This window comes from Pseudomonas trivialis, from assembly GCF_036864995.1.
In the GTDB taxonomy this organism is placed as follows: Bacteria; Pseudomonadota; Gammaproteobacteria; order Pseudomonadales; family Pseudomonadaceae; genus Aquipseudomonas; species Aquipseudomonas trivialis.
On record NZ_CP142151.1, the window covers coordinates 4036520 to 4049048 of the forward strand.

General features: G+C 60.3%; 13 protein-coding genes and 1 pseudogene. 1 reads left to right on the forward strand and 13 read right to left on the reverse strand.

Annotated elements, in window-relative coordinates; genetic code table 11:
- Positions 1 to 624: 624 nt before the first annotated feature.
- On the forward strand, positions 625 to 1431 hold the full coding sequence (locus VRB54_RS17590; RefSeq protein ID WP_338478181.1) for a cytochrome c: 807 nt from the start codon (positions 625 to 627) through the stop codon (positions 1429 to 1431).
- A 25-nt stretch (positions 1432 to 1456) separates the two neighbouring features.
- Here the strand turns inward: VRB54_RS17590 and VRB54_RS17595 are convergent, their stop codons facing one another.
- The 13 genes and pseudogenes from VRB54_RS17595 to VRB54_RS17655 all read right to left on the reverse strand — a co-directional run bounded on the left by VRB54_RS17595 (position 1457) and on the right by VRB54_RS17655 (position 12180).
- The gene (locus VRB54_RS17595) at positions 1457 to 2260 is read right to left on the reverse strand and encodes a transglutaminase family protein (protein ID WP_338478182.1); all 804 of its coding nucleotides are present in this window, start codon (positions 2258 to 2260) and stop codon (positions 1457 to 1459) included.
- Between the two features lie 114 nt (positions 2261 to 2374).
- Positions 2375 to 3784, reverse strand: coding sequence for a circularly permuted type 2 ATP-grasp protein (locus VRB54_RS17600; RefSeq protein ID WP_338478183.1), 1410 nt, complete (start codon positions 3782 to 3784; stop codon positions 2375 to 2377).
- A gap of 402 nt (positions 3785 to 4186) precedes the next feature.
- The gene (locus VRB54_RS17605; protein ID WP_057009243.1) at positions 4187 to 4528 is read right to left on the reverse strand and encodes a ribonuclease E inhibitor RraB; all 342 of its coding nucleotides are present in this window, start codon (positions 4526 to 4528) and stop codon (positions 4187 to 4189) included.
- A gap of 214 nt (positions 4529 to 4742) precedes the next feature.
- Positions 4743 to 4979: a hypothetical protein gene (locus VRB54_RS17610; protein WP_338478184.1), complete on the reverse strand. Its 237-nt coding sequence runs from the start codon at positions 4977 to 4979 to the stop codon at positions 4743 to 4745.
- 103 nt (positions 4980 to 5082) lie between these two features.
- Positions 5083 to 5688, reverse strand: a complete 606-nt coding sequence (locus VRB54_RS17615; RefSeq protein ID WP_338478185.1) for an START domain-containing protein — start codon at positions 5686 to 5688, stop codon at positions 5083 to 5085.
- A gap of 41 nt (positions 5689 to 5729) precedes the next feature.
- The gene (locus tag VRB54_RS17620; protein ID WP_338478186.1) at positions 5730 to 5984 is read right to left on the reverse strand and encodes a YkgJ family cysteine cluster protein; all 255 of its coding nucleotides are present in this window, start codon (positions 5982 to 5984) and stop codon (positions 5730 to 5732) included.
- A 159-nt stretch (positions 5985 to 6143) separates the two neighbouring features.
- A pseudogene (locus tag VRB54_RS17625) lies at positions 6144 to 6616 on the reverse strand (translation initiation factor 2).
- Positions 6617 to 6720: 104 nt separating this feature from the next.
- Positions 6721 to 8160: a PLP-dependent aminotransferase family protein gene (locus VRB54_RS17630; RefSeq protein WP_338478187.1), complete on the reverse strand. Its 1440-nt coding sequence runs from the start codon at positions 8158 to 8160 to the stop codon at positions 6721 to 6723.
- A 273-nt stretch (positions 8161 to 8433) separates the two neighbouring features.
- Entirely contained in the window at positions 8434 to 9243 is an 810-nt protein-coding gene (locus tag VRB54_RS17635; protein WP_338478188.1) for an OmpA family protein, read from the reverse strand.
- A complete protein-coding gene (locus VRB54_RS17640; RefSeq protein ID WP_338478189.1) occupies positions 9240 to 9602 on the reverse strand; it encodes a DUF4398 domain-containing protein in 363 nt (120 codons plus the stop codon). Before VRB54_RS17640 ends, VRB54_RS17635 begins: the two co-directional genes overlap by 4 nt.
- Before the next feature lie 9 nt (positions 9603 to 9611).
- On the reverse strand, positions 9612 to 10427 hold the full coding sequence (locus VRB54_RS17645) for a substrate-binding periplasmic protein (protein WP_338478190.1): 816 nt from the start codon (positions 10425 to 10427) through the stop codon (positions 9612 to 9614).
- Between the two features lie 71 nt (positions 10428 to 10498).
- The gene (locus VRB54_RS17650) at positions 10499 to 11428 is read right to left on the reverse strand and encodes an electron transfer flavoprotein subunit alpha/FixB family protein (RefSeq protein ID WP_338478191.1); all 930 of its coding nucleotides are present in this window, start codon (positions 11426 to 11428) and stop codon (positions 10499 to 10501) included.
- Positions 11429 to 11430: 2 nt separating this feature from the next.
- Positions 11431 to 12180, reverse strand: coding sequence for an electron transfer flavoprotein subunit beta/FixA family protein (locus VRB54_RS17655; RefSeq protein WP_057009251.1), 750 nt, complete (start codon positions 12178 to 12180; stop codon positions 11431 to 11433).
- Between the last annotated feature and the right edge of the window lie 349 nt (positions 12181 to 12529).

Below are 12529 nucleotides of genomic sequence, written 5' to 3' on the forward strand. Positions count from 1 at the left end.
TGTACGCCTTCATCCACGCCCGATTGACACGGTTTCAATGGCGGACGCGTTCATTGCTTTGACCCCCTGCGCCCGGACGAACGGTAGACACTTGGGCGAATGACCTGATTAATCGTTTTAGCTGTCTAGCCAAGGCATTGGCGCCAATATGGCGTTCTGCCTCATGCCTTTTTAAGCTCAAATAGCGCTTAGCTGATATGAAATGAGTCTAAGACTGCAAGAACGAGCGCTCTAAGGTTGAACTCAGTAAGAGGTTGCTGCCGGGTTTTGCTGGAGCAGCTGTAAGAAAGATGTCACGCCAGATCGCGATACTGAATTCAACGGCACGCATTTGACGCTCAGGAATAACAACAAAAGGCAGTCAGCCATGTTCAAACATTCGAAAGTACGTCAGGCGGGACTTATTCTTTTCGCCACCACATTGATTTTGATCCTGCCCAATTTAACCAAGGTTATCGGGTAAAGATCAGAGCCACGTGTTCTGTGCACCCACCGCATCAGAATTGCAGTTTTTGACAGCACCTGCGAGGCATTGCCCATAGCGATCCCGTTGCAGGGGCTGTCTTTTTACATGCTGATTTCCGCTATCTTGCAGGTCATCGCCACTTGAAAACGGACTCACTGTTGAAAACGATCCTTGCGCTGTTCGCCCTGCTGCTCAGCGTGCCAGCCGGCGCCGCGCAATTGACCATCGAACTGGACCATACCAGCAGGACCTGGCAGACCGCCGAGCTGCTCGAGCACCCGGATGCGCAGACGGTGCACATCGTTGATGACGTTTCCTACAAGCGCGACATGACGTATCGCGCAGTGCCGCTGGCGGTGCTGCTGCCGGGGCTTGCTCCGCAGAGCCACCTGCAGGCGGTCGCCCTGGATGGGTTTGCCGCCGAACTCAGCGCGGCGCCTCTGCTGGAAAGAACCGGCGCCCGCGCCTGGCTGGCGGTGGAAGACCCGGCCCACCCCTGGCCGGCCCTGACGCCAGGCAAACCTGGCGCCGGGCCTTTTTACCTGGTGTGGACCAACCCGCAGGCGGGACCGATCAGCCCGGAGCAGTGGCCGTTTCAGGTTTCCCGCATCAAACAGTTGAAGACCGTGGCCGAGCGTTTCCCGGCGTTATTGCCGGACTCGACGCTGGCGGCGAATGATCCGATCAACCAAGGCTTTGCGCTGTTCCAGAAAAACTGCCTGGCCTGCCATCGGCTCAATGGCGCCGGGGATGCAGAGGTAGGCCCGGACCTGAATATTCCCTACAGCCCCACCGAGTATTTCAGCGGCGATTTTCTCAAGCACTATATTCGCGACCCGCAAAGCGTGCGGCACTGGCCACAAGCGAAAATGCCGGCGTTCGCCGCCAGTGTATTGCCCGACAGCGAACTGGATCTGCTGGTGGGGTATTTGAAGCACATGGCCGGGCGTAAATCCCACCCCTGAGTTTTATGCTGTGGGAACAGTGCGATCATTGTTGCTGCACAGCGATCACCGGCGTCGGCATCACCAACACCTTGGCGTGCATCTGCTCATGCCCGCCGCCCCGACGCATGCCGCGCACCGGGCACGCGTCGAGGTAGTCCAGGTCCACCGCCAGCTTGAGGTGCCGCTCCGGCCGCGCCATCTGGTTGGTCACGTCAAAGCTGTACCACGCGCCCTCCAGCCAGGCTTCGGCCCAGGCGTGACTGGCCAGGTGCGTGCTGTCTTCGCTGTATAAATACCCCGACACATAACGCGCCGGAATCCCCAGGCTGCGCGCGCAGGCCAGGAACGCGTGGGTATGATCCTGACACACGCCCGCCCCGCCAGCGAAGGCCTGGGCCGCGCAGGTATCGACCTCGGTGGCACCGGGCGTGTAAACCATGGTTTGGTTGAGCGCGTGCATCAGGTCGATCAACGCGCTGCGGTCACGGCGTTGATGACAATGCTGGTCGGCAAAGCCGCGCAGGGCTTCGTCCGGCTCGGTCAGGCGGGTGCAGCGCAGGAAAGGGAACGCCGACTGGCCCTCGTGCTCGGCCTCACGCAACTCGTCGATATCCACCTGGCCGCGAGCACGGATAACGATTGCATCGTGAGGTTCATCCAGGGTCAGTACATGCAGGATATTGCCGAACGGGTCGACCTGGGCGCGCACCGGGCGCGGCAGGTCGAGTTGCCAACTGATGACCTGCTGGCGCTCGCTGTCGTGCGGTGTAAGGCGCAGGTACTGGATGCTGGCGCGCACCAGGTCTTCGTAGTGGTAGGTGGTTTCGTGACTGATGGAAAGTCTCATGGGGCCTCCGCGCAGGAACCGTGAATGGCATCGCCCAACTGGCGCACCGAGGGGATGAAGGTGGCGTGGAGGTTTTCCCACCGGTGGTGCAAGGCAGTTCGATTCAACATGGCATCAGTCCTCCACCACCCAGGTGTCCTTGGTACCGCCACCCTGGGACGAGTTGACCACCAGCGAGCCCTCGCGCAGCGCCACACGCGTCAAGCCGCCGGGCACCACGCGGGTTTCCTTGCCGGACAGCACGAACGGGCGCAGGTCGATATGGCGCGGGGCGATGCCGTTGTCGACGAAGGTCGGGCATGTGGATAAACACAAGGTCGGCTGGGCGATATAAGCGTGGGGCTTGGCCTTGATGCGTGCGCGAAAGGCTTCGATTTCGGCGGCGCTGGATGCCGGCCCGACCAGCATGCCGTAGCCGCCGGAGCCCTGGGTTTCCTTGACCACCAGGTGCGGCAGGTTGGCCAGGACGTGGGACAACTCGTCAGGCTTGCGGCATTGAAAGGTCGGCACGTTCTTCAGGATCGGTTCTTCATCCAGGTAAAAACGGATCATCTCGGTGACGAAGGGATACACCGACTTGTCATCCGCCACGCCAGTGCCAATCGCGTTGGCCAGCACCACATTGCCACAGCGATAGGCCGCGAGCAGGCCGGGTACACCGAGCATCGAGTCGGGGTTGAACGCCAGCGGATCGAGAAACGCGTCGTCGAGGCGGCGGTAGATCACATCCACGGCCTTGGGCCCGTCGGTGGTGCGCATGAACACGTGGTCATCACGCACGAAAAGGTCGGCGCCTTCCACCAGCTCCACGCCCATTTCCCTGGCCAGGAACGCGTGTTCGAAGAAAGCGCTGTTGAAGCGTCCCGGAGTCAGTACCACAACGCTGGGGTTGTCGATGGGGCTGGCGCTCTTGAGGGTGTCAAGCAGCAGGTTGGGGTAGTGATCGATCGGTGCGATGCGCTGGGCGGCAAACAGTTCGGGAAACAGGCGCATCATCATCTTGCGGTCTTCGAGCATGTAGCTGACACCGCTGGGTGTACGCAGGTTGTCTTCCAGTACGTAGTAAGTGCCGTCGCCATCGCGTACGAGATCGACCCCGGAGATGTGGGAATACAGGTCTCGGTGCAGATCCAGGCCCTGCATGGCCAGTTGGTATTGCTCGTTGGCCAGTACCTGTTCGGCGGGGATGATGCCCGCCTTGATAATGCGCTGTTCGTGATACAGGTCGGCAAGAAACAGGTTCAGCGCCTTGACCCGCTGAATGCAGCCGCGTTCGACAATCTGCCATTCACTGGCCGGAATGCTGCGGGGGATGATGTCGAAGGGAATCAGGCGTTCAGTGCCTTGATCGTCGCCGTAGAGGGTGAAGGTGATACCCGCACGGTGAAACAGCAAATCGGCTTCGCGCCGGCGCTGAGCCAGCAGTTCGGGCGGGGTCTGCGCCAACCAACGGGCGAATTCGCGGTAATGGGGACGTACCTGCCCTGCCCCGTCGTACATTTCGTCGAAATAAGTGCGGATCATGCCGAACTCCTTGTCACCCGGACACAAGCACTATCGCAAGGCCCGTGCCAGCGGCATAAACACTTGAACATCAGTGAGTTGAATGACCGCCGTGATCTGCCAGCACCGTCCTGGTGCATAGAATACCCAGCGCATGGTCGCCTGCTTCATCGCAAGGCGGCGTTTTACTATCGACAGCATAGTCAGACTTGATTTCATTGCGCGGCTGCATCTGCGGATAATCGCCAACATCTGCTGAACAGGACGCGTCCTACAGTTCCAGCGCAACGATCTTCCCTTTAGGCCACCCGACTTGGGTGGCTTTTTTTTGCTTTCGAAAAGCCCGCGCAGCGTTTTTTCCCAAGGCACAAACAAAATCGGCCGACCCAGAGGTCAGCCGATACGCTGTGCTTGTACAGACGGCTACATGGGTAACCCACGCACCTCCTGCTTGACGCCCCAACCTTCAATGATCCCGCCCAGCGGCTCAACCACTGCTTCAAAGTCCTGCTCGAAGTCTCCTATGCCGTCGTAGGTGGCTGACATGATCTTGCTCAACTCCAGATACCAGGCACCGTCATCGCGCGCGCTGACCTGGGCATTCAGGGACTCGCCGCGAAACTCACCCGCAGCCCTGCGAGCCCGTTCTTCATCCGGGAAAATCGCGTAGAACTCGATGGGGTGAAACCGTGAAAAGTCAAAACCGCCTTCTTTCATGCGGCGTAGAACATGGGTGCTGATGTCTTCTTGATAGGCTGTGCTCATGAAACGTCCTCCTGAAACCGATGGATAGACTTTCCGTGCCTCCCGAAGCCCGCGCGCTGCTGGCGCGAGCACCACGGCAATGACTGCACCGCAGGGAAAACAAGCATGTAGCTGACAAGACCAGTACCTAGCGAATCATTCGCTGATCTCGCTTGCAGAGTAGCGCGAAGCTATCACCTCCACCAGAGGGGCTGCACTGGCAAACAGGGAATGTTCAGGCGGCGGGCGAAATGTCGAGGATCTGGATACTGTTCTGGTCTTTGAGGATCTTGACCGTAGGCTCGGGCTTGCGGCCCTCAAGGTCGTTGAGGTCGAGTTCGGCGGCGACCGGCACGAGTTTGTTGCGAATCATGTGCGCCGCATCTTCGAGGCTGGGCTTGTGGTCGCAGTCGAACTGCTCCACGGACTGCACGCCGTGATCGTCAACGAAGGTAATTTGCCACATTTGCATCGGTGCCTCCTCGATAAAACCCATGTGTGGGCTCACATCCATCTGGACCTTGAGGGCTCGTCAAACGTTCCACTCAAGGCCGCAGGCACCTGATCGACAGCGGTTATTTCTCGGCGTGTTCCTTGAGGGCTTTCAAGGTGTTGAACGGCGCGTCCACCACGAACTTGTTGGCCAGCCAGGAGGGCACGCTGCCGCCAGGCTCGGTGTGCACTTGATAGGTGACCTCAGTCTGGTTGGCGCCCTTGGGCACCAGCTTCCAGAAACCCTCGACCTGCGCCACGCGCACGTAGCCCTTTTCTTCCGGCTTGTAGGTCGGCACGCCCTGCAAGGTACGCGTTATGCCGCCATCGGCGTTTTTAGTGGTGGTGATGTGGGTGTACGAGTCACGATCAGTCACCGGGAACGGTGCGTTGAACTGGGTGTAGGTCCATGCCTCATCGCCCTTCTTGTCCACCAGTTTCTGGGATTTGCATTCGTGAATCCATGAACAGGCGGCGGCGACGTCTTCCTGCAAGGCCTGGATTTTCGCCACGGGCGCCTTGATCAGGGTGACACCGCGATAGGCCTTGTACTTGGAGCCGGCAACCTCGCTCAGGGACACCTTGATGCCGTCTTCGTCCTTGGCCACCTGCCAGTCCTCGGCCTGCGCGGCGGCCGCAAACAACACCGTGAAGCCGCACAGCACAGCCATTCGTTTCAGCGAACCCATCGTTGTATTCCTTATTGTTGAAGTTCCGAGAGTAAAGCCCATCAAGCCGCCGTCATCTGTTCCCACCAGCCGATCAGCCGAATGGCATCGGCCTGGTCGATGCCACACACCTCCAGATCCGCCTTGAAATCACTGCACACGGCCGGCCGCTCGGGCTTGCCGAACAGCTGGCATAGCTGTTCGACCGACAGGTGCAGGCAGCGTTCGCCTGCCGGCTTGCCCTGGGGCATTCCGGGTAACGGCGAACTGATGGAGGGGGCAATGCAGCAAGCGCCACAGCCTTCACGGCATTTCATGACCGGCAGGTCCTCGACGTCTCAATGGGATGGCGGAGCTAGGGTACGCCCCTGAACAACCGTTTTAAAATGGCCCAACACGGGTTTTTCGCGCAAAGGACAAGTGACTGACCAGTCCGCGACAGATGGTCGATTCAGCGCGTAACGTGTGCGCAATAGTTACTGCTTGAATTCGAAATCCAGCGCGGCACCTTCAACATCACGGCGTTCTTCGTTGCGCAACTGCAGTTTCATCTCATTGCTGAGCAAGCGGCCGTTGATCTGGAACGCGCTGTTATCGGTGGGCTTGTCGCCGAACATCGGCGGCAGCAGCGGTACGCTTTTGGGCTTGGGCATGGTACCGATAGGCTGTAGATGCCTGACCATGTCGGAAGGCAGCGACAGGTCCAGTTGTGCCGGTGGCAGTTTGGTCTGGGCGACCTCACGGGCCGACCTGGATTTTTTCTGGCCGAGGCGCGCTTTTTCTTGGCGACCGTGGCTTTCTTTGCCTGCACCGTGTTTTTTGTGGAGGCCGCCTGTTCGGCGCTTGCCGCAGGCCTGGAGTCCGATACGGGCGCGGCCGCCATGACGACGCCGACATTGCACAGCGTTAACAGGCCAATCATCCCTACAGCGCGAAAAATCGAATTCATATCGCCAACAGCATTAACGGCAGAAGGCCATATGCTCGCTTGTTGTGCGCGGCATGACAAGCTCGACAAACACACCTCTGTAGGAATTGTCCCGGTTCAGTGCCTCAAAAGCCGGCGCTGGTCTCTTGGCACAACTGGCTGGCCAACATCCCCAGGGTCATCAGCGCCCGTTCTGCTTCGCGGTTCCACGGCGTGCCACAGTTGAGCCGAATGCAATGGTTGAACTGTTCTGTATTGCTGAAAATCAGCCCCGGCGCGATGCTGATGCCCTGTTGCAGGGCACGCACATGCAACTCCTGAGTATTGACGCGCCCCGGCAAGCTGACCCACAAGATAAAACCGCCGGTAGGCCGGGTCATCTGCGTGCCTTCAGGGAAGTACTGCTGCACTGCCAGCTGGAAAGCGCTGAGGTTCTTGCGGTATTCCTGACGGATGTAGCGCAGGTGGCGGTCGTAGCCACCGTTCTCCAGGTAGGCGGCAACGCCCATCTGCGTGACGCTGCACGCCGAATGGGTGCTGAACATCTGCAGGCGCTGGATCTCCTGTTGATATTTGCCGGCGATCATCCAGCCAATGCGCACACCGGGCGACAGCGTCTTGGAGAAGCTTGAGCAGTAAATCACCCGATCCAGGCGGTCATAGGCTTTCAGCGCTTTGGTGCGGCCCAGTTCGAACATCAGCTCGCCATAGATATCGTCCTCGACAATCTGGATATCGAAATCCGAGGCCAGGCGCAGCAGTTGCTTCTGCCGTTCTTCAGGCATGGTGCCGCCCAGCGGGTTGCTCAAGCGTGTGGTCAGCACCAGCGCCTTGATCGACCATTGGTTGGCCGCCAGCTGCAGGGCTTCCAGACTCATGCCGGTGGAGGGGTCGCTGGGAATCTCGATCACTTTGAGGCCGAGCAGGTCGGCCAGTTGCAGCAAGCCGTAATAGGTCGGCGACTCGGCGGCGATCAAGTCGCCGGGGCGGGTCAGTACGCGCAGGGACATCTGCAACGCGTCGACGCAGCCGTGGGTGATCACCACTTCTGAAGGGTCGACCACCACGCCGGCATCGCGCATGCGGATCGCCACCTGGCGGCGCAGCGGCTCGAAACCGGGGCTGAACATGTAGCTGAAGGCCCGTGGGCTCTGGAAGCGCGTGACCTTGGCCAACTGCTGGTGCAGCGCCCGCACGGGCAGGTAGTCGACACTCGGCACCGCGGCGCCAAGGGGAAACACACCTTCGCGCCGCGACTCGCCCAATACCTGTTGAATGATGCTGCTGCGGGTGACCAGTCCCGGGCGTTCGACCCGGGCGATATCCGGCGTCGGCGCAGTGAGTGCGGGCGTCTGGTGCACGTAATAGCCGGACTGCGGCCGCGCCCTGATCAGCCCCTGGTCTTCCAGGTTGGCGTAGGCCTGCAAGACCGTGGCGTGACTCACGTTGAGCTGGGAGCTCATCTTGCGCACCGAAGGCACGCGCTCCCCCGGTTGATAGACACCGCGCCGGATGTCCTCAGCCAGTTGCTGGGCGATACGTTGGTAAAGCAACAGATTGGTCATGACGCAGCACTCGATTTCACGGGCGTTTTATTTTTGTGTGGAACATACCGGCACAGTTTAGAAGTGTACGGGGACAGTTGCCACAATAGTCGAGGCCGCGCGGCAGTGACAGCAAAAACTGTAAGGGTTTTGGATAGAGCTTCCAGCGGTACAGAGAAACAAATGTGGGAGGGGGCTTGCTCCCGATAGCGGAGTGTCAGTCAATGATGTTGTGACTGATCTACCGCTATCGGGGGCAAGCCCCCTCCCACATTTTGGATCCGCGACAATCGCCTAGCGGGCGGCGCCCAGTTGGCCCTTGGCGTCGGAGAAGACGATTTCCACGCGACGATTCTGCGCCCTGCCCCGCTCGGAGGCATTGGCCTCCACCGGGTACTGGTCGCCATACCCTTCAACCTGGACGCGTTTTTCATCGATACCCAGGTCCACCAGCACATCGGCCACCGATTGCGCACGGTCGCGGGACAGCCTGAGGTTTTCCTGCTCGCCGCCAGTGTTGTCCGCATAACCCTCAATACGCACCACGCGCTTGGGGTTCAGTTGCAGGAACTGCACGATTTTCAGCACTGTGCGGTTGGCCGAGTTTTTAAGATCCGCGTCACCGGTGTCGAACAGCACGTCACCCAGGGTCATTACCAGGCCGCGGTCGGTCTGGGTAGCGAGGCTGGTAATTTGCTCCTCGAGCCACTTGCCCTGCTGTTGCACGCTCGACAGCTTGCTTTCGCGCAGGGCCAGTTGCAGGCGCTGGCGTTCGAGTTCCAGCTTGGCGCCACGCTCTGCGTTGAGCCCCTGCTCGGTATGTTCACGGGCAATCGCGCTGTAGCGACGGCTCAGGTAGGCGTAATGCTCCACATCGGCGCCGCTGCCCCAGTAGCTGGACAGGCGGTCGGCACGGGCCAGTGACTCACCGGCGCGGATTACATCCTTGGGCGCGAAGCGCAGCACATTGGCGTCTTCCTTGACCTTCTGGAAATCGCCGGCTGCCTGCTGCAGGGCCTGCTCGCTGTTCGGATGGGTGGCACAGCCGCCCAACACGGTGCCGGCCAGCAGCACGGCGCTCACTCCGCGGATCAGCCGGCTCATTGGGCTTCCCCCAATTGCAATTGCTTGCGCAAGCGGGTGATACGGGTGTTGAGTACGTTCAGTTGCTCCTGGCTCTTGCGGGTCAGCACCTGGGCTTCGGCCAGGCGGGCATCCAGTTCGGCCTGTTCGGCCTGCATGCGCGCGTCCTTGTATGACTGGTCGGCCATGTCGACCTCGGCCCGGGCGAATTTGTCTTCGGCCAGTTTCAACTCGGCCGACTCCTCGGCGACGGCGCCAACCGCGCTGGCTTGCTCAAGCGCTTGCCGGGTCAGGCGCAGCTGTTCATTCGGCGCGGGATCGGTTGCACATCCCGCCAGAGCGACAGCGGCGAGGGCCGCTAAAAGAGGTCGAAAAATCACTGAAAATCCCTACTGTGTTGAGGTGCCGACGGGTTGCTGCAATTGCGCCTTCCAGCGCTCCAGATTGCGCTGCAACGCAGCTTGCGCCACACCGGACGCGGGCAATTCTGTCATCTTTTTCGCCAGCTGTCCGCGCAGCCACGGATCATTGCAGGCCGAGTTGTGAGAAATGGCCAGGTACAGGCCGGGCTGATCGATGGGCACTTCGCGAGCCACCAGGTCGTTGCTCATGCCCAGACTCTGGGCCATGGCCATGCCGGAATAGCGACTGGCGAGTACGTAGTCCACCTCACCCAGCAACAGTTTCTGAAACGCCGGGGTCAGCGTGGGCAAGCGTTGCAGGTTGAGCTGCTGACTGGCGAAGGTGTCGAAGTCCGCACTCAAACGCGCCCGTTCCGACACGGCGCCTGAGTGGCCGTGCAGGTCGGCCGCAGTGGTATAGACCAGGGCGGAATCCTTGCGGGTCCAGACGAGGTAGTCGAGCTGCACCAGCGGCGGGTGAATGTAGTCCAGGGTTTGCAGCTCGCCGAGGTTCAGCGTTGCGTCGGCGAGAATGTCCATGCGCCCGCTGCGCACTTCATCCAGGGCGGCGGCGCGTTTGCCGCCGTAGAGCAGGTCGATTTTCAGGCCGAGGTCCTTGGCCACCTGCTGCAGCACATCGGCGGTGGCGCCGATCAGGTGCGTGGGGTCTTGCGGGTCGCGCCAGAGCAAGGGCGGTGCATCCGGGCTGCCGGTGATGACCAGGCGATTACATTTGCCGGCGGCTTGCGCCAGGGTCGGCAGCAGCGTGAGGCCCAGCAGTACGATCCAGGGGCGCAATTCCATGGCGAAGGTCTCCGATAGTCAAAAAAAAGCCCGGTCACAAGACCGGGCTCTTTATAAGTGAAGCGGCTGGATTAGACCAGCTTCTCCAACTCGGGTACGGCTTCGAACAAGTCCGCCACCAGGCCGTAATCAGCCACCTGGAAGATTGGTGCTTCTTCGTCCTTATTGATCGCAACGATCACTTTGGAGTCCTTCATGCCGGCCAGATGCTGGATCGCGCCGGAGATACCGACGGCGATGTACAGCTGTGGCGCGACGATCTTGCCGGTCTGGCCGACCTGCATGTCGTTGGGTACGAAACCTGCGTCGACGGCAGCGCGGGAGGCGCCGACCGCCGCGCCCAGCTTGTCGGCCAGGGCGTACAGGTGCTTGAAGTTGTCGCCGTTCTGCATGCCGCGCCCGCCGGAAACGACGATCTTGGCAGCGGTCAATTCAGGCCGGTCCGACTTGGCCAGCTCTTCGCCAACAAAGCTGGAAGTGCCTGCGTCGTGGGCGGCGCAGACGGCTTCAACAGTGGCCGAGCCACCTTCAGCGGTGACCGGGTCGAAACCGGTGGCGCGCACGGTGATGACCTTGATCGCGGCGCTCGATTGCACGGTGGCAATGGCGTTACCGGCGTAGATCGGGCGCTTGAAGGTATCGGCGCTTTCGACCGAGATGATCTCGGAGATCTGGTCGACGTCCAGCTGCGCGGCAACGCGTGGCAGGATGTTTTTGCCGTTGGAAGTGGCAGCGGCCAGGATGTGGCTGTAGCCCTTGCCCAGCTCTGCAACCAGTGGCGCAACGTTTTCCGGCAACTGATGCGCGTAGGCGGCGTTGTCGGCGTTCAGCACTTTGCTTACGCCAGCGATTTTTGCAGCAGCCTCAGCCACCGGGCCTGCGCCCTCACCGGCTACCAGCAGGTGAATATCGCCACCGATTTTAACGGCGGCGGCCACGGTGTTCAGGGTGGCCGGGGCCAGCACCTTGTTGTCGTGTTCAGCGATTACCAAGATAGTCATGTTTAGATTACCTTCGCTTCGTTTTTCAGTTTCTCGACCAGTTCAGCCACCGACTTGACCTTGATGCCCGCGCTGCGTGCAGCCGGCGCTTCAACCTTGACGGTCTTGTTGGTGGAGGCGGTGGAAACGCCCAGAGCTTCTGGCGTCAGCGACTCCAGCGGCTTCTTCTTGGCTTTCATGATGTTGGGCAGGGACGCGTAGCGCGGCTCGTTCAAACGCAGGTCGGTGGTGACGATGGCCGGCAGTTTCAGGGAAACGGTCTGCGCGCCGCCGTCGATCTCGCGGGTCACGGCCACGCTGTCGCCGCTCACTTCAACCTTGGAAGCGAAGGTGCCCTGGCCGTAACCGGTCAGCGCAGCCAGCATCTGGCCGGTCTGGTTGTTGTCGCTGTCGATGGCTTGTTTGCCGAGGATCACCAGCTGTGGCTGTTCCTTGTCGACAACAGCCTTGAGCAGCTTGGCCACAGCCAGGGAGGTCAGCTCTTCAGCGGACTCGACCAGGATGGCGCGGTCGGCGCCCAGGGCCAGGGCAGTACGCAGTTGTTCCTGGGCAGTGGTCGGGCCGATGGAAACCACGACGATTTCGGTCGCCACGCCTTTCTCTTTCAGGCGTACGGCTTCTTCCACGGCGATTTCACAGAAAGGGTTCATCGACATCTTGACGTTAGCAAGGTCGACGCCGGAATTGTCCGCCTTGACGCGAACTTTCACGTTGTAATCGACAACGCGTTTGACAGCTACAAGAACCTTCATGGATTCCTCGTTACTCTCCGGTGAAAAGAAAGTCGCCTAGGCGAACCTGGCGGTTGATGCTCATCGGCACACAAGGGCACCTCCAAAAACCTCGGCGCGTGACCTTGATCACGGACAGTGATGACCGTTTGTCAGCGGTGACTGACAGGTCATTCTTTATGGCGGCGTGTAAACTGAGCGCTGTTTAAAAAGCACACATGCCCTGGCCTGCTTTTGGACGTACTCCTGAAACCTGCAGTCTGCCTACGGTAAGCGCAAAACCGACCGTATCTTGACCGGAACACCTATTCTGGTCAATACGGCAAAATAGCCAGTTATAAGCCGCGCTGCTTTGATTTACCTAGCCTGC